Origin of the sequence: Corallococcus sicarius, assembly GCF_003611735.1 — a bacterium.
GTDB lineage: Bacteria > Myxococcota > Myxococcia > Myxococcales > Myxococcaceae > Corallococcus > Corallococcus sicarius.
In genome coordinates, this window is the sequence record NZ_RAWG01000184.1 from 1 (window position 1) to 19,170 (window position 19,170).

Annotated in this window: 18 protein-coding genes; 9 read left to right on the top strand and 9 right to left on the bottom strand. The window is 71.8% G+C overall.

Annotation, left to right across the window (positions count from 1 at the left end):
* Positions 1-311: 311 nt before the first annotated feature.
* Both moeB and D7X12_RS25325 read right to left on the bottom strand, forming a co-directional pair.
* Positions 312-1,472: a molybdopterin-synthase adenylyltransferase MoeB gene (gene moeB, locus D7X12_RS25320; protein WP_120627851.1), complete on the bottom strand. Its 1,161-nt coding sequence runs from the start codon at positions 1,470-1,472 to the stop codon at positions 312-314.
* Positions 1,473-1,505: 33 nt separating this feature from the next.
* Positions 1,506-2,810, bottom strand: coding sequence for a thymidine phosphorylase (locus D7X12_RS25325; RefSeq protein ID WP_120627852.1), 1,305 nt, complete (start codon positions 2,808-2,810; stop codon positions 1,506-1,508).
* Positions 2,811-2,896: 86 nt separating this feature from the next.
* Between D7X12_RS25325 and D7X12_RS25330 the strand changes: the two genes are divergently transcribed.
* The 5 genes from D7X12_RS25330 to D7X12_RS25350 all read left to right on the top strand — a co-directional run bounded on the left by D7X12_RS25330 (position 2,897) and on the right by D7X12_RS25350 (position 9,253).
* A complete protein-coding gene (locus tag D7X12_RS25330; protein ID WP_120627853.1) occupies positions 2,897-4,093 on the top strand; it encodes a BMP family lipoprotein in 1,197 nt (398 codons plus the stop codon).
* A 38-nt stretch (positions 4,094-4,131) separates the two neighbouring features.
* The gene (locus tag D7X12_RS25335) at positions 4,132-5,652 is read left to right on the top strand and encodes an ABC transporter ATP-binding protein (RefSeq protein ID WP_120627854.1); all 1,521 of its coding nucleotides are present in this window, start codon (positions 4,132-4,134) and stop codon (positions 5,650-5,652) included.
* On the top strand, positions 5,645-6,802 hold the full coding sequence (locus D7X12_RS25340) for an ABC transporter permease (RefSeq protein WP_244224764.1): 1,158 nt from the start codon (positions 5,645-5,647) through the stop codon (positions 6,800-6,802). The genes D7X12_RS25335 and D7X12_RS25340 overlap by 8 nt, the downstream gene beginning before the upstream one ends.
* Positions 6,795-7,724, top strand: coding sequence for an ABC transporter permease (locus tag D7X12_RS25345; protein WP_120627855.1), 930 nt, complete (start codon positions 6,795-6,797; stop codon positions 7,722-7,724). Before D7X12_RS25340 ends, D7X12_RS25345 begins: the two co-directional genes overlap by 8 nt.
* A gap of 371 nt (positions 7,725-8,095) precedes the next feature.
* Positions 8,096-9,253 (top strand): sensor histidine kinase, encoded by a 1,158-nt coding sequence (locus D7X12_RS25350; RefSeq protein WP_244224765.1) that lies wholly within the window; start codon positions 8,096-8,098, stop codon positions 9,251-9,253.
* A gap of 55 nt (positions 9,254-9,308) precedes the next feature.
* Here D7X12_RS25350 and D7X12_RS25355 read toward each other — a convergent pair whose 3' ends face one another.
* From D7X12_RS25355 to deoC, 4 genes are all read right to left on the bottom strand, one after another.
* Positions 9,309-9,965 carry a hypothetical protein gene (locus D7X12_RS25355; RefSeq protein ID WP_208719275.1) on the bottom strand — a complete coding sequence of 219 codons (657 nt, stop codon included), beginning with the start codon at positions 9,963-9,965 and terminating at the stop codon, positions 9,309-9,311.
* Positions 9,966-10,068: 103 nt separating this feature from the next.
* The gene (locus tag D7X12_RS25360; RefSeq protein WP_120627858.1) at positions 10,069-11,796 is read right to left on the bottom strand and encodes a phospho-sugar mutase; all 1,728 of its coding nucleotides are present in this window, start codon (positions 11,794-11,796) and stop codon (positions 10,069-10,071) included.
* A 16-nt stretch (positions 11,797-11,812) separates the two neighbouring features.
* On the bottom strand, positions 11,813-12,208 hold the full coding sequence (locus tag D7X12_RS25365) for a TraR/DksA family transcriptional regulator (protein WP_120627859.1): 396 nt from the start codon (positions 12,206-12,208) through the stop codon (positions 11,813-11,815).
* Positions 12,209-12,231: 23 nt separating this feature from the next.
* Positions 12,232-13,092: a deoxyribose-phosphate aldolase gene (deoC, locus tag D7X12_RS25370; protein ID WP_120627860.1), complete on the bottom strand. Its 861-nt coding sequence runs from the start codon at positions 13,090-13,092 to the stop codon at positions 12,232-12,234.
* A gap of 113 nt (positions 13,093-13,205) precedes the next feature.
* On the opposite strand from deoC, the gene D7X12_RS25375 reads away from it, so the two are divergent.
* Genes D7X12_RS25375 through D7X12_RS25385 form a run of 3 tightly spaced genes read left to right on the top strand, consistent with a single transcriptional unit; the run spans position 13,206 to position 16,055 of the window.
* Complete coding sequence (locus D7X12_RS25375) at positions 13,206-14,414, top strand: ComEC/Rec2 family competence protein (protein ID WP_120627861.1); 1,209 nt, start codon at positions 13,206-13,208, stop codon at positions 14,412-14,414.
* Positions 14,411-15,793, top strand: a complete 1,383-nt coding sequence (locus D7X12_RS25380; RefSeq protein WP_120627862.1) for a ComEC/Rec2 family competence protein — start codon at positions 14,411-14,413, stop codon at positions 15,791-15,793. Before D7X12_RS25375 ends, D7X12_RS25380 begins: the two co-directional genes overlap by 4 nt.
* A gap of 19 nt (positions 15,794-15,812) precedes the next feature.
* A complete protein-coding gene (locus D7X12_RS25385) occupies positions 15,813-16,055 on the top strand; it encodes a DUF3006 domain-containing protein (protein WP_120627863.1) in 243 nt (80 codons plus the stop codon).
* A gap of 149 nt (positions 16,056-16,204) precedes the next feature.
* On the opposite strand, the gene D7X12_RS45135 is transcribed toward D7X12_RS25385, so the two are convergent.
* A complete protein-coding gene (locus D7X12_RS45135) occupies positions 16,205-17,503 on the bottom strand; it encodes a GYF domain-containing protein (protein ID WP_120627864.1) in 1,299 nt (432 codons plus the stop codon).
* A gap of 141 nt (positions 17,504-17,644) precedes the next feature.
* On the opposite strand from D7X12_RS45135, the gene D7X12_RS25395 reads away from it, so the two are divergent.
* On the top strand, positions 17,645-17,935 hold the full coding sequence (locus D7X12_RS25395; RefSeq protein WP_120627865.1) for an FYDLN acid domain-containing protein: 291 nt from the start codon (positions 17,645-17,647) through the stop codon (positions 17,933-17,935).
* Between the two features lie 118 nt (positions 17,936-18,053).
* On the opposite strand, the gene D7X12_RS43020 is transcribed toward D7X12_RS25395, so the two are convergent.
* Positions 18,054-18,203 (bottom strand): hypothetical protein, encoded by a 150-nt coding sequence (locus D7X12_RS43020; RefSeq protein WP_158620118.1) that lies wholly within the window; start codon positions 18,201-18,203, stop codon positions 18,054-18,056.
* Positions 18,204-18,382: 179 nt separating this feature from the next.
* Positions 18,383-19,168 carry a cupredoxin domain-containing protein gene (locus tag D7X12_RS25400; RefSeq protein WP_120627866.1) on the bottom strand — a complete coding sequence of 262 codons (786 nt, stop codon included), beginning with the start codon at positions 19,166-19,168 and terminating at the stop codon, positions 18,383-18,385.
* Positions 19,169-19,170: the final 2 nt, after the last annotated feature.

Consider the following 19,170-nt stretch of genomic DNA (forward strand, 5'->3'; position numbering starts at 1 on the left):
GCCCAGGGACAGGTCTCCCGCACGGTCGAGGAAGCTCTCCGTGCCGCCCTGCCAGCGGACCTTCAAACGCATGGGGACCCGCGGCGAGTCGCGCCGGTCCTCCACCTTGGGGTCCGCGTCCTGGTTCTCGTTCTGCTCGGACATCGCCGTCATCTCCCTACCGCTGCACCGCGGGCCCGACCGGGTCACGTTCCACCGCGACCCCATCTCCAGGCCCTCGGCATCATACGCGGCCTCGTCCGGACCGTTGCCTGCGAAAATGCATCCCGCCCCGGAAGGAAGTCACACCCCGGGACCCGCCAGGGAGGCCCTCAGCCCCCCGTGGCGCAGAACTGATCGTAGTCGATGAGCTCCACCTTCGCGCCCGGAGCACAGACGGGGCACTCCGGATCCCTGCGCAGCTTGAGCTCCTGGAAGCGCGTCCCCAGCGAGTCGAAGGTGAGCAGCCGTCCCACGAGCGGCTCCCCTACCCCGAGCAGCAGCTTGAGGGCCTCCGTCGCCTGGAGCATCCCGATGAGCCCCGGCAGCACGCCCAGGACCCCGGCCTCCGCGCACGAGGGCGCCAGCTCCGGCGGGGGCGGCGCGGGGTAGAGGCAGCGGTAGCAGGGCCCGCTGCCGGGCAGGAAGGTCGTCACCTGGCCCTCGAAGCGGAACACGGAGCCGTGGATGTTGGGCTTGCCCGCGAGCACGCACGCGTCGTTGAGCAGGTAGCGGGTGGGGAAGTTGTCCCCACCGTCCAGCACCAGGTCGAAGTCCGCGAGGATGCGCTCCACGTTGGCGGTGGTGAGCCGCTCTTCGTACGGCACCACCTTCACGTCCGGGTTGAGCGCCTCGATGGCCGTCCTCGCGCTCTGGACCTTGGGCTGGCCCCGGCGCTCCAGGGTGTGCAGCACCTGGCGCTGGAGGTTGCTCAGGTCCACCACGTCCGCGTCCACGATGCCCAGCGTGCCCACGCCCGCGGCGGCCAGGTACAGCGCGGCGGGAGAGCCCAGCCCGCCCGCGCCCAGCAGCAGCACCCTGGACTTGAGCAACTTCGCCTGCCCCTCCTCGCCCACCTCCGGGAGGGTGAGGTGGCGGCGGTAGCGCTCCTTCTGCTCGGCGGAGAGGACCACCGGCTTCTCGACGGGGAACGCCGCGTCGCTCCAGCGGTTGTAGCCGCCCGCGAGCGACGCCACGCGCGTGTAGCCCAGCTCCCGCAGCGTCCGGGCCGCGAGCGCGGACCGGGTGCCGCCCGCGCAGTAGAGGACGAGCTCCTCGTCGCGCTGCGCCTTCTCCTCGATGCGCAGCTCCAGGTAGCCCCGGGGGATGTGCACCGCGCCGGGGAGCCGGCCGCCGGCGTATTCGTCGCCTTCGCGCACGTCGATGAGCTTCACCTTCGCGCCCGTGTCGACGAGGTGGCGCACGTGCTCATGGGAGACCTCGCGGATCTCCTTCTTCACTTCCGACAGCAGGTCTCGGAACGAGGGGGCCATGGTGGGTCGGTAGCCTTGCCGTTTCTTGTGCGCCTACTCCAGCCGCTCCAGCACCAGCGGGCGGGCCGCGGGCGCCCGGTCGCCAAACTGGTAGGCCGCCAGCAGTCGCGCCTTCACGTCCTCCACGGGGCCGGCGTCGTTGTAGTGCACCTGCACCACGGGCTCGCCCTGCTTCACCGGGTCGCCCACCTTCTTGAGCAGCGTGAAGCCCACGGCCGGGTCGATCTTGCTGTCCACCCGCTGCCGCCCCGCGCCCAGCGCCACCGCCGCCAGGCCCACGCCCTCCGTGTGGATGGCGCTGACGAAGCCGTCGCGCGGCGCCAGCACGTCCGTCGTGGCCTTCGCGGTGGGCAGGAGCGAGTAGTCGTCGATGGAGCGCGGGTCGCCGCCCTGCGACTGGACGATCTCCTTGAGCTTCTTGAGCGCGCTGCCGTCCTCCACGGAGCGGCGCAGCATGCCGCGCGCCTCCTCCACCGTGGCGGCCTTCTTGCCCAGCACGAGCATCTCCGCCGTCAGCGCGTAGGTGATCTCCGTGTAGTCGTCGGGGGCTTCACCGCGGAGCATGTCCACCGCCTCGCGGACCTCCAGGGCGTTGCCCACCTGGCGGCCCAGGGGCTGATCCATGTCCGTCAGCAGGGCCACGACCTTGCGGTTCATCTCCGCGCCCAGGCCAATCATGGTCCGGGCGAGCACGCGCGCGTCGTCCGCCGTCTTCATGAAGGCGCCGCTGCCCACCTTCACGTCGAGCACCAGCGCGTCGATGCCCTCCGCCAGCTTCTTGCTCATGATGGAGGACGCGATGAGCGGGATGCAGTCCACCGTCGCCGTCACGTCCCGCAGCGCGTAGAGCTTCTTGTCCGCGGGGGCCACCTGGGCCGTCTGGCCAATGAGGCAGCAGCCCACCTCGCGCACGAGCCGGCGGTAGTCCGCGGTGGACAGGTCCACGCGGAAGCCGGGGATGGACTCCAGCTTGTCCAGGGTGCCGCCGGTGTGGCCCAGGCCGCGTCCGGAGATCATGGGCACGGGCACGCCGCAGGCCGCCGCGAGGGGCGCGAGGCTCAGGGACACCTTGTCGCCCACGCCGCCGGTGGAGTGCTTGTCCACCTTGATGGCGGGCGTGTCGGAGAGGTCCAGGACCTCGCCGGAGTTCAGCATGGCGCGGGCCCAGGCCCCCAGCTCCCGCGCGTCCAGGCCCTTGAAGAAGATGGCCATGCACATGGCGGCCATCTGGTAGTCGGCCACGGTGCCGGCGGTGTACGCCTGGATGAACGCCTGGATGTCGGACGGGTCCAGCCTGCCGCCGTCGCGCTTGGCCTTGATGAGCTCGTAGGGTTGCACGAGGCAGGGCCATAGCAGGAAGTCCCCTCCCGGTGCACCCTCAGGAAAGGGAAAGCACGGGCTTCATCTGGTAGATAGCTGGGCCCATGACGCTCCGCCGATTCCATGTGCTCGCCCTGGCCGCGCTGCTGTGCGCCTGCTCCAAGAAGCCCGAGGACGCCCCCAAGGCGCCCGCTCAGGCCTCCACCGCCACGAAGCCGCCCGAGGGCAAGCCGGTGGTCGTCGGGCTCGTCATCGACGTGGGGGGCCGGGGAGACCACTCGTTCAACGACGCCTCCCTGCGCGGCCTGGAGCTGTGGGCCGCCGGCAAGCGCTACGAGGGCGGCCGGTACGTGGACGCCCCCGCTGCCGAGGTGCGTCAGTCCATCTCCTCGGACCTGGCCACGCTCGCACCCGAAGTGAAGGCGCTGCCGGTGCAGCCGCTGGTGCTCCAGAGCAAGGCGCAGGAGGACTACGCCCCCAACCTGGAGCTGCTCGTGGAGCAGGGCGCGAAGCTCACCATCGGCAACGGTTACCTGCTGGCCAACGCCGTGCGGGACGTGGCCCAGCGGAACCCGGACGCGAAGTTCCTGCTCATCGACAGCCAGCTGCTGGACGCGCAAGGCAAGCCCAAGTCGCTGCCCAACGTGCGCACGGTGCTCTTCAAGGAGCAGGAGGGCAGCTTCCTCGTGGGCGCGCTGGCGGGGCTGGTGACGAAGACGCAGAAGGTGGGCTTCGTGGGCGGCATCGAGGTGCCGTTGATCAAGCGCTTCGAGCTGGGCTACCGCGCGGGCGTGCGCACCACGAACGCGAAGGCGGCGGGCGCGCTGATGAGCGTGTACACGGGCAGCTTCAACAGCGTGTCGTCGGGCAAGGAAGTGGCGCAGGACCTCATCGCCAAGGGCGCGGACGTCATCTTCCACGCGGCGGGCACGGACGGGCTGGGCGTCATCCAGGCGGTGAAGGAGGCGAGAGCCGCGGGCAAGACGGTGTTCGCCATCGGCGTGGACTCGGATCAGTCGCACCTGGCGCCGGAGGCCATCCTCACGTCGATGGTGAAGCACAGCGACCTGGCCATCTACCAGGCGGTGAAGGAGCTGGTGGACGGCAAGCTGACGGCCGGCGAGCAGGTGCTGGGCCTGAAGGAGAACGGCGTGGGCATGGCGGACGTGCGCGTGGACTTCCCGGGCAAGGCGGAGGCGCTCCAGAAGGTGGAGGCGCTGCGCCAGGAGATCCTCGCCGGGAAGCTGACGGTGCCGGCGACGACGGCGGAGCTGGCCTCCTTCCAGGTCGCCGCGCCCTGATCTCCCTCCAGCACATCGCCAAGCGGTTCGGGTCCTGCGTGTCCCTGGAGGACGCGTCGCTGGACATCCTGCCGGGGGAATTGCTCGCGGTGGTGGGCGAGAACGGCGCGGGCAAGTCCAGCCTGATGAACGTGCTGTACGGGCTGTACCAGCCGGACGCGGGCACGTTCCTGATGGACGGCAAGCCCGTGCGGCTCAAGAGCCCGCGCGACGCCATCGCGAGGGGCATTGGCATGGTGCACCAGCACTTCATGCTCGTGCCCACGCTGACGGTGGCGGAGAACGTGGTGCTGGGCCGTGAGCCCACGCGGCGCGGCCTGCTGGACCTGAACCGGGCGTGTGCCGAGGTGGCCGCCACGGCGAAGCGCTTCGGGTTCCAGCTGGATCCCCGGGCGCGCGTGGACACGCTCACGGTGGGTTCGCAGCAGAAGGTGGAGATCGTCAAGGCGCTGCACCGGGGCGCGCAGGTGCTCATCCTCGACGAGCCCACCGCGGTGCTCACGCCCCAGGAGTCGGACGAGCTGGCGCAGGTGATGCGGGGGCTCGTGGCGCAGGGGCGCACGGTGGTGTTGATCAGCCACAAGCTGAAGGAAGTGCTGGGCGTGGCGGACCGCGTGGCGGTGATGCGCCGGGGCCGCACGGTGGCCGTGGTGCGCGCCGCCGAAACGTCCGTCTCCGCCCTGGCCTCGCTGATGGTGGGTGAAGGCTCACGCGGCGCCGCGCTGACCGGCGTGCCCGCGACCTCCGCGCCCGGCGTCCATGATTCGCAGGGCGAGCATGCGGGCACTGTCACCGCCGGCCCCATCGTGCTCGAAGCGAAGGACCTGCGCGCGAAGGGCGACAACGGCCGTCCCGCGCTCCAGGGCGTGAGCCTCACCGTGCACGCGGGGGAGATCGTCGGCATCGCCGGGGTGGACGGCAACGGTCAGCGCGAGCTGGCCGAAGTCCTCACGGGCCTGCGCGCCCTGGAGGGCGGCGGGGGAACACTGCTGGGCGGACCGCTCGCGGGGCTCACGCCGACACTCGCGAAGGCGCGCGGTGTGGGTCACGTGCCCGAGGACCGGCTGGCGCGCGCGGTGGTGAAGGCGATGACGGTGGAGGAGAACGTGGCGCTGGGCCGGCACCGCCAGCCGCCGTTCGCACGCGGGCCCTGGGTGGACTTCAAGGGGCGCCGCGAGCGCGCGACGCAGTTGCTGGCCACCTACGACGTGCGCCCGCCCGACCCGACCGTGGCCCTCCAGGCCCTGTCGGGTGGCAACCAGCAGAAGGTCGTGGTGGCGCGCGAACTGGACGCGGAGCCGAAGCTGCTCGTCGTGGTGCAGCCCACGCGCGGATTGGACATTGGCGCGGTGGCCCAGGTGCACGCGCGGCTGCGCGAAGCGAAGGCCCGAGGCGCGGGAGTGGTGATGGTGTCGCTGGACCTGGAGGAGGTGCTGGCGCTGTCCGACCGCGTCTACGTCCTCTACGAGGGGCGCGTGACAGGACACTTCCCGCGCAAGGACCTGGACGAGCGCGAGCTGGGCCGCCGCATGCTGGGCGCGGAGTCCGACCATGGGTGAGCGGACCCGGCAGGTGCTGCCGTCGGTGCTCTCCGTGCTGCTGGCGCTCGCGGTGTGCTGGCTGATCATCGCCTTCACGCGCGACGCGGACACCGCCACCCGCGCCTACCTCCAGATGCTCTGGGGCGGCGTGGGCAACTGGCCCGCGCTCCTGGACGGCGGCAGCAGCACGACGGTGCTCCGCCCCCTGGGCGAGGCCGCGATGAAGGCCGCCATCCTCACCCTCACCGGCCTGTCCGTGGCGGTGGCCTTCAAGGTCGGCCTGTTCAACATCGGCGCGCAGGGTCAGATGATCTGGGGCGCCCTGGCCGCCGCGCTCGTCGGCGCCCACGTGGCGCTGCCCGGCCTGCTGCACGTCCCGCTGGCCCTGCTCGCGGCGGCCGTCGCGGGCGCCGCGTGGGCGAGCATCGCTGGCGTGCTGAAGCTCAAGCGCGGCGTGCACGAAGTCATCTCCACCATCATGCTCAACTGGGTGGCGGTGAGCCTCGTGGACAACTGGCTCGTCATCGGCCCGCTGCGCGCCGTGGCCGAAGGGCACCAGTCCTCCATCACCGGCACCGCGGAGATCCTCTCCACCGCGCAGCTCCCCCGGCTCCTGGGTGACAGCTCGCGCCTCAACCTGGGCTTCCCGCTGGCGCTGGTGGCGGCGCTGGGCGTCTGGGTGTGGCTGACGCGCACGCGCGCGGGCTACGAGACGCGCGCGGTGGGGCTCACCCCGGAAGCCGCGCGAGCCGCCGGCATCCCCACCCTCGCGCGCGCGGGCGGGGCCATGGCGCTCGCGGGGGCGCTGGCGGGGCTCGCGGGCGCGGTGCTGGTGCTGGGCACGGAGGGCCGCTACCCGGGCTCGCTCGGCGCGCCCTACGGCTTCGACGGCATCGCCATCGCGCTCATCGGCAACAACCACCCCCTGGGCGCCGCGGTGTCCGCCGCCGTCTTCGGCATCCTCCGCGCGGGCGGCACGCGCATGCAGCTGTTGGGCGTGCACAAGAGCTTCCCGGAGCTCATCCAGGGCTTCGCGCTGCTCTTCGTCGCGGGCCGGATGGTGTGGCTGGCCGTCCTGCGCAGGCGCCGCGAGCAGCCGACGGGCGAGCAGCCGACGGGCGAGCAGCCCGCAGCCGAGGTGCCAGCGGCCGAGGTGCCCCGTGCTTGAGGTGCTCCACTCGCTCCTCTTCTCCACCCTGGACGCCGCGCCCGCCCTGGTGTTCGCCGCGCTGGGCGCCATGCTGTCGGAGCGCGCCGGCGTGGTGAGCGTGGGCGTGGAGGGCATGATGCGCACGGGCGCCTTCTGCGCGGCCGTGGCGGCGCTCGCGATGCCCACGCCCACCGCCGTGCTGGTGGGCATGGCCGCGGGCGCGGGAATCGCGGCGGTGCACGGCTACCTCAGCATCCGCTGGCGCTCGGATCAGGTCGTCTCCGGCATGGCCCTCAACCTGGTGGCCATGGCGGGCGGCACCTTCCTCCTGGAGTCCCTCTACGGCCCCAACGGCACCCCGGCCATCACCCAATTGCCCCGCTGGGACCTGCCGGGCCTGTCCGCCGTGCCGCTCCTGGGCGCGCTGTCCGGCCACGCCGCCCCCACGTACCTGGCGCTCACCCTGCCCTTCGTCTTCCACCTGCTGCTGACGCGCACCCCCCTGGGTCTGCGGCTGCGCGCCGTGGGCGACAAGCCGCACGCGGTGGCCACGCTGGGCCTCTCCGTGTCCCGCCTGCGGTGGGGCGCGGTGCTGGGTGGCGGGCTGATGGCGGGCCTGGGAGGCGCCGTGCTGTCCACCGCCGTCCTGGACCGCTTCGAACAGCACACCCCCGCGGGCCTGGGCTTCATGGCCCTGGCCGCCATGGTGTTCGGCCGCTGGACGCCCCTGGGTGCCTTCGCCGCCGCCCTCTTCTTCGCCTTCGGCAACGCCCTGCGCATCGGCCTCGCATCAAGCGCGCCGTGGCTCCTCGACCTCGTCCCCCAGGGCTTCCTGCTCGCCCTGCCCTACCTGTTGACCCTCCTCGTCCTCGCCCTCCAGGGCCAGCGCGGCCATGCCCCCGCCGCCCTCGGCACCCCCTACGAGCAGGAGTCCCGGTAGCCCATTTTGAGAGGCCCCGGGTATACTCACACCCGGGTCCGAAACCACTTTTGGTCAGGGCCGACCCCTCAAACATGAAGCGCGATTCAGTCCGACGGCGTTGGATGTGCGCCTGAAGCCCGCCAACCCCCCGTCGTTACTGGATCAGGATTTTCCGATTTCCAGGGTGAGCAGATCTGGCTCCTGGCGGATGTCCGGCACGCCGCTGGCATAAGAGTACGCTCATGTCGGATTGCGTACGGGTCAGCAAGCAGGCGCAGCAGGTGGCCCTGTCCGGGCCCGGGACGCATTCCCCCGTTTCTGGGACGACGCCTGCGAGCGTTGCCCGGCCGGGCTTTCAGGTCGGGGTGGCGTGAATGGAGACGACGGCAATGAGCTCGACGTCACACCACCGGCCGCGGGTGCTCGCGGTGGACATGGACGCGGGGGACGCGGAGCGGGTGCGCTCCATCCTGACCCCCGCGGGTTACGACGTGATGCCAGCGCGCGGGACGGCGGCCGCGCTGGAAGCGGTGTCCCGGCAGTCCGCGGACCTGGTGCTCCTGGATGTGGAGCAGGCCCGCACGGTGGGCATCGCCGCGTATCGGCGCTTCCGCCAGGAGATGACCTCTCCGCAACTTCCCATTCTCATGCTGACGCCTTCCGCGGACCGCCAGACGCGCCGCGAGGTGATGGAGGCAGGTGTGGACGACTTGTTGACGACCGAGCCGTTGGATCCGCTGGAGCTGAAGGTGCGCGTCCATACCCTCCTGGAGCTCAAGGCGCACCGCGAGCACGGAGGCCTGCGCGAAGTGCTGCAGGACCCGCGCACGCGCTGGGTGCGCATGGAGCGCCTGGCCCGCGTGGGCACGCTCGCCGCGGACGTGGCGACGCAGATGGGCCAGCTGGGCGTGGGCCTGCAGCGGGCGCTGGAGCATGTGCGCGCGCGGGCGACGGAGGGCCTGCCGCCGGACCCCAGCGAGCTGCTCAAGCTGGGCGTGGCCGGCGAACAGATGCGCCTGCACGGCCAGCACCTGCTGTCGCTGGGCCCGTCCAACCCCAAGGACATCCAGCGCTTCGACCTGCGCGAGCTGGTGCCGGAGGTGGTGTCGCGCCTGCGCGCCGATGGGCGGCTGGGCCGCGCGGACGTGCGCGTGGTGCTGCCGGAGGACCCCATCGCCGTCGTGTTCAACCGCCGTCAGCTGGAGCAGGTGGTGACGGAGCTGGTGTGCAACGCGGTGGACGCGGTGGAGGATGTGAAGGACCGTCCGCGCATCGTGCACGTGGGCGTGGAGCTGCCGGACATGTTCGGTGACTTCGGTCCGCAGCTCTTCGTGAAGGACACCGGCATCGGCATCTTCGAGGACGAGCTGCAGGCCATCTTCTCGCCGTACTACACGACCAAGGCCCCGGAGAAGAGCGTGGGCCTGGGCCTCACGGTGGCGCGCACCCTGGTGGAGTGCATGGGCGGCAAGCTCACCGTGAAGAGCCGCGTCAACCTGGGCAGCACCTTCACGGTGGAGCTGCCCGAGCAGACGTCGTCCTGGTAGCGACGGGGCGAAGCGTCCGGGCGGGGAACCTGTCGTCCCCGCCCGGCCCCGCGCACTAGAAGCGGTAGGCCACGCCCGCCAGCGCTTCCATGGTGAAGGCGCTGTCGTCGAAGCGGGGGAAGATGGAGGGCCCCAGCCGCAGGTTGAAGTTCACGTTGAACTGGTTGGTGACGAAGTACTCCAGGCCGCCTCCGAAGAGGATGGGGATGACCGGCCCGATGCCTTCGCCGAAGTAGACGTTGAACGGGATGTCGATGCCGGCGTTGAGCATCAGCGCGCTGCCGACGGGGATGCCCACCACGAACCCGATGGGCAGCGCCATGCCGAAGGCCGTGTTGTCGTCGAAGCGCCCCTGATCGATGAAGTAGACGAAGGGGCCCGGCTGGAAGGTGAGCGCGAAGGACACGTTGGACGTCTTGGCCAGCATGATGCGCAGCCACAGCTGCAGCTTGAGGCCCTCGTCCGTCGCGTCCACCAGGCCCTCGCGGCCCCAGTTGAAGGTGAACTTGCCGCCCACGTCGACCTTGTCCGAGCCGCCGTGCAGCAGGCCCAGCGTCAGGCCCGGGAAGCCAATCTGCCCGGTGAACACGTTGCGGCCCGCTCCCACCGAATCCGCGGCCAGGACGGACCAGCCCTGCCCGCGCTGCGCGAGCGCGGTGCCGGGAACGGCCAGGAGCACGGCGAGGAGAAAACCAGGAATGAAGCGCTTCACGCTGTTCCTTTCTGCGATGGGCCGCGACGGATGAACGCGCGGCCCGGGGGGGTTGAAGGGTGATTCAGGACTCAGGAGTACGAAGGGCCCCTTGGGCCGGCGCCTAGGCCGGCTGTCCGCGCTCGCGGGCGAGGACGAGGAAGGCGTCGATGAGGGCCGCCAGCCGGGCTTCAGCGCGCGCTCGGGCCTGGGGGAGCGGCTCGCCGGGGGCGGGCGTCTCCTTGTGCTCGAAGTAGTATTTGATCTTCGGCTCGGTGCCGGACGGGCGCAGGGTGACGCGTCCGCCGCCCTCCAGCGCGAAGGCGACGACGTTGGACGGCGGCAGGCCGCCCTCGCCCCGCTGGTAGTCGCGCACTGCGCTCACGCGGGTGTCGCCGATGCGCTCCGGCGGTGAGGCGCGGAAGGCCTCCATGATGGCGCGGATGGTCTGCGCTCCGGCGGCGCCGGGCAGCGTGACGTTGCGCTGGGCGCCCACGTGCAGGCCGAAGCGGCGCTGGATCTCCTCCAGGTAGCCCAGCACGGTGGTGCCGCGCGCCTCGCACCACGCGGCCATGTCCGCGACGACCAGGGCCGCGCCCACGCCGTCCTTGTCGCGCGTGGCGGTGCCCACGGTGTAGCCGAGCGCCTCCTCGTAGCCGAAGACGAACTGCGTGCCTTCCTTCTGCGTGCGCTCCAGCGCGCGGTTGGCGATCCACTTGAAGCCCGTGAGGACCTCGTCGTACGCGGCGTCCAGCCCGCGCGCGATTTCGCCCAGCTGCGTGGAGGACACGATGGTGGTGACGACGTGCGGGCGCGAGCGCTTCGTGCCCTGCGTGAGCACGTAGTGGCCCAAGAGCACGCCCACCTCGTTGCCGGTGAGCAGCCGCAGCTTCCCGGACGCGTCGCGCGCCATCACCGCCAGCCGGTCCGCGTCCGGATCATTGGCGAGCACCAGGTCCGCCCGCACGCGCTCCGCGGTGGCGAGCGACAGGTCCATGGCGCCCGGCTCCTCCGGGTTGGGGAAGCGCACGGTGGGGAAGCGGCCGTCGGGCTGCTGCTGTTCGGCCACCGGCGTCACGCGCGGGAAGCCCGCCTCCTTGAGCGCGAGCACCGCCCACGCGCCGCCCACGCCGTGCATGGCGGTGTAGACGATGGACAGGCTGTCGCTGCCCTTGCGGTGCAGGCGCAGGTCCAGGATGGCGCGCAGGTACGCGTTGCCCACGTCCTCCGGCAGGTCGCGCCACAGCCCCTTCGCGCGCCCTTGCGCCGGCGTGAGCAGGGGCACCTGGTTGGCGGGCTCCACCTTCGCGATGGCGTCCGCGATGCCCACGTCCTGCGGGGGGACGATCTGGGCGCCGTTGCCCCAGTAGACCTTGTAGCCGTTGTACTCGGGCGGGTTGTGGCTGGCGGTGACCATCACCGCGGCGGCGGCGTTCAGGTGCAGCACGGCGAACGCGGTGACGGGCGTGGGCACCGGCTCCGGGAAGACGTGCGCGGGGATGCCCTCCGCGATGAAGACGGCGGCGGTGTCCTCCGCCAGCTCCTGGCTCAAGCGCCTGGCGTCACGGCCCACCACCACGCCGCGCGAGGTGACGTCCGGCACGGTGGCCTTGAGGTAGCGCGCGAGCCCCGCGGTGGTGCGGCGCACGACGGCGCGGTTCATCCGGTTGGGGCCGGCGCCCAGCACGCCGCGCAGGCCCGCGGTGCCGAACTCCAGGTCCTGGGCGAAGCGGTCCGCCAGGTCCGCCCAGTTGGAGGTCGCGAGCACCTGGGCCAGCTCCGCCTGGGTCTCCGGATCCGGATCCGCCTTGCGCCACGCTTCCGCCCGCTCCCTGAGTCCGGTGGTGTCCATTGCGCGTCGCCTCGTTTCAGGTGTCGTAGTCGGTGAGGTGCTTGCGGCGGACGGGCCCCTTGCGGCCGTCCTTGTTGCCCTGGCACGCGACGCAGAACTCCGCGTAGGGCATGGCCTTGAGGCGACCCAGGGGGATCTCGTCGCCGCACTCCTCGCAGTCGCCGAAGGAGTCCGGCTCCTCGCGCAGCTTGCCCAGGGCCTTCACCACGCGCGCCAGCGTGCCGTCGGTGTTGCGGTTCCGGCTGGAGGCGATGGTCTGCATCATCTCGTTGAGGGGCTGCTCGTCCTCGTCGCCGCCCACGCGCGCCTCGTCGGTGCGGTTGGGCTCGATGCGCAGGGGTGTCTTCCCGGTCAGCTCCGCGTGGAGCGCGAGCAACTGCTGGAGGAAGTCCTCTTGCTGCTTCGGTGTCACGGTGGGGCCCTCGCGCCTTCTGGTCAGTACTGCGCGGTGGAGATCTGGCCGGTGACGATGGCCACGGACGCGGACGCGCCCAGCCGGTTGGCCCCCGCGCGCAGGAGCTTCACGGCGTCCTCGGCCGAGCGCACGCCGCCGGAGGCCTTCACCCCCACCTCGTCGCCCACCACCGCGCGCATCAGTTCGATGTCCTTCACCGTGGCGCCGCCGGGCCCGAAGCCCGTGGACGTCTTCACGAACGCGGCGCCCGCGGCCTTGGACAGCGCGCACGCGACGACCTTCTCCTCGTCGGTGAGGTGGCCCGTCTCCAGGATGACCTTCACGGGCACGGGGTGGCTGGCCTCCACCACCGCGGCGATGTCCTGGTGCACGCGCTGGTAGTCGCGGGCCTTGAGCGCGCCCAGGTTGATCACCATGTCGATTTCACGCGCCCCGGCGCGGATGGCCTCGCGCGCCTCGAACGCCTTCGCGGCGGACAGCATGGCGCCCAGCGGGAAGCCCACCACGGCGATGGGCAGCACGGACGACCCGGCCAGCACCCGCGCGGCGGTGGCCACGTGGCAGCTGTTCACGCACACCGTGGCGAAGCCGTACTGACGGGCCTCCTCGGCCACGCGCACCACGTCCTCGGCGCGGGCCTCCGGCTTGAGCAGCGTGTGGTCGATGTACGGCGCCAGGTCCGTCGCCTTCTGGACGGACGCGGGGTCGACGCGCGCGGTGGCGACCTTGCTCCCGGCCGCGCGAGGCGGCTCCGGGCTCAGCACGGCGGCGGGCGCGGGCGCCACGGCCTCCTGCTCTGCCTTCCAGGCGTGCAGGCGGCGGCGGGCCTGTTCGACCAGCTCTTCCAGGACGGGGATGAAGCCTTCGGCGTCGGACGACATGCGGGCCCCTTAGCGCAGTTCCAGGGCCCCGGGGAAGCGCTCGCGGGTGTGCAAGGACGCCCGGTGGACGCACGGAGTGCCGTGAATGGGAGCGGGGCGGTAGAGTTCCCGCCGTGAAGGTCTTCGCGCGGCTGTTCGGTGTCCTCCTCTTCCTGCTCGCGGCGGTGCCGGGCCATGCGGCCCTCCCCTCCCCCGCGCCCGGGAAGCTCACGGTCTACTTCCTCGATGTAGGCCAGGGGGATGCGGCCCTCATCGTCTCGCCAGCGGGCAAGACGGTGCTCATCGACGGGGGGCCCCCGGAGGCCGGGAAGCGGCTGGCGGCGCGGCTGCGCGAGCTGGTGAAGCAGCCCCTGGACCTGGTCATCCTCACCCACCCGCACCTGGACCACCTGGGGGGTTTGCCCGCGGCCCTCAAGGCGGTGGGCGCGAAGCGCTTCATGGACCCCGGCTTCGACCACCCGAGCGAGGCGTACCGCGACCTGCTCGACTTCGTGGGCCGCGAGGTGGGCCAGGTGATGAGCCCGGAGCCCAACCCCACTTCCCCCCAGACGCTGCTCACGGTGGGCCTGGGCGAGGGCGTGGCGCTCACCGTGCTCTGGCCGCGCATGCCCCAGGAGTCCTTTCTTTCGGACACGCGCTCGGACGCGAACGCGAACTCGCTCGTCGCCAAGCTGACCTTTGGCAAGACGGCCTTCCTCTTCACTGGCGACGCGGAGCCGCCCACGGAGGAGCTGCTGCTGCAGAAGCCCGTGGACCTCACCGCCACCGTGCTGAAGGTGGCGCACCATGGCGGCAAGCACTCCTCCACCACGGCCTTCCTGGAGCGCGTGAAGCCCCAGGTGGCGGTCATCTCGTGCGGCGCGGGCAACGACTACGGCCACCCGAGCCCGGAGGTCCTGGGGCGCCTGGGCACCGTGCGCGCGCGCACCTTCCGCACCGACCAGGACGGCGAGGTGGTGGCGGTGAGCGATGGCACCCACGTCACCGTGAGCACGGCCCGAGGCGAGGCGTCGGCCCTGGCCAGGGTGCCCGGCACGCAGAAGGCGGGCAGCCCCGTGGCGCTCGGCCCCATCCTGCCCACGCCGCAGCGCCAGGGTGGGCGCGCGGTGGAGAAGGAGTCGGCGCCCTCCCGGACGACCTCCCCTGCCACCCCGAGCGAGTCCGGGAGCACGGCGCAGCGTTTCGTGTCACTGAAGGGCAGCAAGGTGTTCCACCGCGAGGACTGCTCGACCTTGAAGCGCTCGAAGAACGAACGCACCGTCTATTCCCGCCGCGCCGAAGCCATGCGCGAGCGCCGTCCCGCCGAGGATTGTCACCCATGAGCCCCCGCATCGCCCTCGGAGTGGGGATGCTGCTCGCCTCCCTGGCGTGTCAGCAGCAACCCGCGCAGCCGCAGCAGCAGGGCGCGGCCCCGGAGAAGTCGCGCTACTTCGGTGGCGCGCCGGACGGGAAGCTCCACGTGTACTTCTTCGACGTGGGCGGGGGTGAGGCCGCGCTCATCATCTCGCCGAAGGGCAACACGGTGCTGGTGGACTCGGGGCCCGCGTCGGCCCAGTCGCACCTGGTGAACCGGCTGCCGGAGTTGCTGCGCCGGGAGTTGGACCTTGTCGTCCTCACCCATCCGGATCCGAAGCACCACGGCGCGCTGGACGCGGTGATCAAGCGCGTGGGCGCGCGCCGGCTGATGGAGCCGCAGCTCCCCGACACCTCGTCCGCCTACGACGCGCTCCTGACGGCGGTGGGTTCGCGCGGGGTGCGGGTGTTCTCGCCCGCGCCGTCATCGACCGCGCCCCAGGAGCCGGTCCGCCTGACGTTGGAGGAAGGCGTGAACCTCACGGTGCTCTGGCCCCGCGCCCCCGCCGAGCCGCTCCTGACCGGTGCGCCGGACGGGACGGGCGCGAACGCGGCGAACTCCATCGTGCTGCGCCTCACGTACGGGGACACGTCGGTGCTCTTCGCGGGCGCGGCGCGCGCGGAGACGGAGTCACACCTGCTGGGGCTGGGGAGGTTGGTGCCGGCCACGCTGCTGAAGGTCGCATCGCCCGGCGTGGAGGGGGCCAACTCGCAGGCATTCCTGGAAACGGTGCGCCCACAGGCCGCCGTGCTCAGCGGGGACGACAGCCTGGGTCGCGACCCGAAGGTCCGGGACGTCCTCGCGCGGCTGCGTTCGAGTTCAATGGGCGCGAGCACGTTCCGCACGGATGTGAACGGCGAAGTGCACGCGGTGAGTGACGGCAAGCAGTTCGAGCTCGCCCTGCAGCGCCCCTCTCCCGGCGAGCCCTCTTCCGCGCGGCACATCTTCCCGGGCGAGGATCCGCGTCCGCCGCTGGTGTCCACGGTGAAGCCGAAGCCCTCGCCGCCCACCGCGAAGACGCCTCCGCCCGCGGTGGCGCGGACGGAGCCGGTGCGCGCCGTGGAGGCGCCTCGCGACACGTCCGCCCGGGTCAGCAAGGTGGTGGAGGTGGACGACCTGCCCCCGGCGCGCCGGGGCAGCCGCACCGTGGAGGCCCCGGAGACGCCGCGCGCGACCGCCAGCGTGCCCATGAGGGGCGGCTACGTGGCGAGCCGTCACAAGCGCATCTTCCACAAGCCCACCTGCCGCAGCGCGCGGTTGATCCACGAGGAAAACCTCCTCACCTTCAAGACCCGCGAGGAGGCGTTGAAGACGGACCGCCAGCCCGCGGGCGACTGCCATCCCTGACGAAAGGGGAACACGCACCATGCCCAAGGCCACGGTGGACCGCATCGAAGACGACGTCGCCGTGCTGGTGGTGGACGGCCGGCAGGTGACCCGCGCCCTGACCACCCTGCCGCCCGGCGTGCGCGAGGGCGACGTGGTGGACCTGGAGGCGGGAACGGTGGACGCCGAGGCCACCGACGCCCTGCGCGCCGAGGTCCGCACCGCGCGCACACGGGCGAAGCGCGGCAAGAAGCCGCCGCCCACGGGGAACTTCGACCTGTAGACCTGTAGGAAGCGGGGGCGCTCCGGAGGGCGGGGCCTCGTGCGGGATGACGGCCTGCTCGACGTGCCGGGTTCGTCGGCCGGAACAGGCTGCCCTGGAGAAGGGCCTGCTCCCCGCGCGGCGCGGAGCAGGCCCACCTCACAGGTCGGCTACATCAGGGTGCCTTCCGCCGGGGCCGCTGCTTCGCCGCCCTCCGCGGGAGGTGCCACGGGAGCGGTGTCTTCCTGGGCCGGCGGCGCCACGGGGGCGGTGCCTTCCTGGGCGGGAGGCGCTGCCACGGGCGTAGTGCCTTCCTGCGTCGGAGCGGCCTGACGCGGCAGCGGCGCGGGGGCCGGAGCCAGGGGCGCGGACGACTTGCCCGTCACCTTGCCGACCAGGTCCGCCACCGCGGGCGGCAGCATGCCCAGCGCCGAGAGCGCGAACAGCGCCACCACCGGCAGGATGATGAGCAGCAGCAGCACCACGAGCACCAGCTTCAGCGGGCTGCGGCGGGGGGCCACGACGGGCCTCTTGCGGGCGGCCTTCGAGTCCTCCACCGCCTGCTGCGCGTCGTCCTCGTCGTCGCGGTCATCCTCCCGCGTCTCGTCCTGACGGGCCTCTTCGTCGTCCTCCGCCCCACCCCGGTTGCCGGGCAGGTCCAGGTCGGAGAACAGCTCGTTGAGGGGCGCGCCACCGGCGGCGGGCGTCACCTCCACCTGCCCTCGGCGGGCGGGAGCGGGAGCGGGGGCGGCCTGCTGACCGGAGTTCCCGAAGAGCGTGAGCGAGCCATCGTCCTCGTCGGGCTCCGGGTCGGAGGCGGACGGCCCCGGCTCGGGCTCGGCGTAGAAGGGCTGCTGGGGCTCGGGCTCGCGGCGGGCGGGCGGGGCGGCGCGCGGCGGAGGCGCCGTGGCCACGAACGCCGGCTCGGGCGGCGCCGGCGGAGGCTCCGGGGGCGCGGCGGGGGCGAACAGCGCCGCCAGCTCCGGGATGTCCGAGCCCCGCTTCCAGTCCGGCATGCCCTGGCGCCAGAAGAAGCTGCGCGCGCTGATGGTGCCGGCGGCCATCCACTCGCCGACGGCCGCCTCGTCCAGCGGGCCCTCCTGCTTGTTGCGGACCATCACGAACCAGGGCGCGCCCGCCGTCTGACGGGGCGGCGCGGTGCGCGTGGGCTCGTCGTCCCAGGGAGTCTGCGGGGCCGACACGGGAGGACGGGACAGGGGAGCAGGCGCTGCTGCGGCGGCGGGTGCGGCGGCAGCGGGCGCGGCTGCGCCACCCGCGAGCGACCGCTCCTGCGCCCGGATGCGCTCCACGTCGGCGAGCGACACCACGCGGGTGTTCTCCTCCTCGGCGGGACCTTCAACAGTGATGACGTTCTGGCAGTTCTTGCAACGGACCTTGACCGTCTTGCCGCGGACCTTCTCGTCCGCAATGGAGTACCGCTTCTGGCAATTGTCGCAGGTGAAGTTCAAGGGGGAGTCCGGCTCTCAGGGGAAACCGGCGGGGATGCTACCGCCAGAAATCCCCCACGCAAACACACGGTTGACTCTGTCCGTCGGCCCAACTATTCAGCCGCCCTCCCTTTTTTCTCTAGCCTTTGATGAGGGTGGCGGATGCCGGCGAAGGATCTCGGGAACAAGCACGTCTGCTACAAGTGCGCGACGAAGTTCTACGACATGAAGAAGCCGGACCCCATCTGCCCGAAGTGCGGGGCGGATCAGCGGGAGAACGTCGTGGTCAAGGCGCCTGAGGGCCGCCGTGGCCGCTTGGCGGCCGCTCCGAAGGTCATCGAGCCGGAGCCGGAGGAGACTCCCGCGGCCGAGGAGGACGAGGAAGGTCTCGAAGCCTTCGAGGACGAGGACGCCGAGACGCCCGCCGAGCCGGCCGAGGACGAGGACCTGTAGGGTTCCAACTCGCGGTTTCCATCTTCCGGGGCCCCCCGAGTTGCTCGGGTGGGCCCCGTTGCTTTTGCGGCGTGCCCGAAGGCCCCGAGGCCCCGAGGCCCCGAGACGACAGGGTGCTTCAGGGCCGGGGCGAGGACGCCAGCGACAGCTCGGTCAGCGCCTGGCGGATCTGCTCGTAGAGGCCGGGACCCATCTCCTGCATCCCCACGGGGCGGACGCCCTTGCGGCGAGCCCCGCTGGCCGCCCGGTCGGTCTCGCTCGGCGCCATCGTCTGTTTCCTGGGCTGGTGCATGGTGTGTCGTCCCCCCGTGTTCGGAAGTCTACGGTTTCCGATTGTGAAATTTTGCCACCAAAACAGAAATTTGACCAGGGATTTGGGTTCCCACCAGTCAGACGTCCTCGGGGGCCGATAATTTCCCCATCACCCCCCAGGGCATGACGGCACCTTCAGGGAGGGCCTTTTCCGGCCGCGGCTTCCTGACGCAGCGCGCCTACGTCCCAGGTCTGCTCCACCTGGACGGTCTCTCCGGCCCGGACGGTGACCGTCTGAGAGGCCCCGGGCAGCCGCTCGTGCCAGAAGACGAGGCTGTGGGAGCCCTCCGGGACGCGCAGCCGGAAGCGCCCGTCCGGAGCGGTGGTGGTGAAGTACGGGTGGTCGAAGGTGCGGACCACCGCGCGCATCCAGGGGTGCACGTCGCAGCGGACCTGGACGGTGCCGGGTTCGGCGGGCAGGGGGCGGCGCAGCGTCATCCCCTCCAGCGGCATGGCCACGTTGAAGACGGAGCGGTTGGCCCCGGCCTGGGCGCGCACGTTGTGCACCAGCGGGTCGGAGTTGCGCAGCACCACCTCCGTGCCCGCGCGGGCGGCGAGCGCCGGGGGCTCGTAGTGGCACTGCTTCTGGTCCAGCACGGGCGCCGGGGCCTGCGTCTCCGGGGCGGGCAGCGCGGCGCCGTCCTGGAGCGAGACGACGGCATGGGCCAGGGCGCCCTCCCCTCCCACGACGAGCGAGCGGTCTTGCGCCTGGTCGCCACAGACATGGGCCACGGTGGCGGAGGTCGGCCCGGTGGAGGGCGCGGGAGGTGTGCCTGTCAGCCGCACCCGCCCCTCGATTTCGCCCCAGCGCACCGGCCCCGTGGGGCGCGGCGTGACGGCGGCTTTGGGAGGAGAAACGGGGGGCGCGGGAGGCGGTGGCGGCTCGCGACAGGCGACGGTGGCGAGCAGGCTGTCTCTTATAC

Excerpts from the sequence above, each read along its gene's own strand:
- moeB (WP_120627851.1), bottom strand. The coding sequence starts at position 1,472 with ATGGCCCCCTCGTTCCGAGACCTGCTGTCGGAAGTGAAGAAGGAGATC.
- D7X12_RS25330 (WP_120627853.1), top strand. The coding sequence starts at position 2,897 with ATGACGCTCCGCCGATTCCATGTGCTCGCCCTGGCCGCGCTGCTGTGC.
- D7X12_RS25340 (WP_244224764.1), top strand. The coding sequence starts at position 5,645 with ATGGGTGAGCGGACCCGGCAGGTGCTGCCGTCGGTGCTCTCCGTGCTG.
- D7X12_RS25350 (WP_244224765.1), top strand. The coding sequence starts at position 8,096 with ATGAGCTCGACGTCACACCACCGGCCGCGGGTGCTCGCGGTGGACATG.
- D7X12_RS25360 (WP_120627858.1), bottom strand. The coding sequence starts at position 11,796 with ATGGACACCACCGGACTCAGGGAGCGGGCGGAAGCGTGGCGCAAGGCG.
- deoC (WP_120627860.1), bottom strand. The coding sequence starts at position 13,092 with ATGTCGTCCGACGCCGAAGGCTTCATCCCCGTCCTGGAAGAGCTGGTC.
- D7X12_RS25380 (WP_120627862.1), top strand. The coding sequence starts at position 14,411 with ATGAGCCCCCGCATCGCCCTCGGAGTGGGGATGCTGCTCGCCTCCCTG.
- D7X12_RS25385 (WP_120627863.1), top strand. The coding sequence starts at position 15,813 with ATGCCCAAGGCCACGGTGGACCGCATCGAAGACGACGTCGCCGTGCTG.
- D7X12_RS25395 (WP_120627865.1), top strand. The coding sequence starts at position 17,645 with ATGCCGGCGAAGGATCTCGGGAACAAGCACGTCTGCTACAAGTGCGCG.
- D7X12_RS43020 (WP_158620118.1), bottom strand. The coding sequence starts at position 18,203 with ATGGCGCCGAGCGAGACCGACCGGGCGGCCAGCGGGGCTCGCCGCAAG.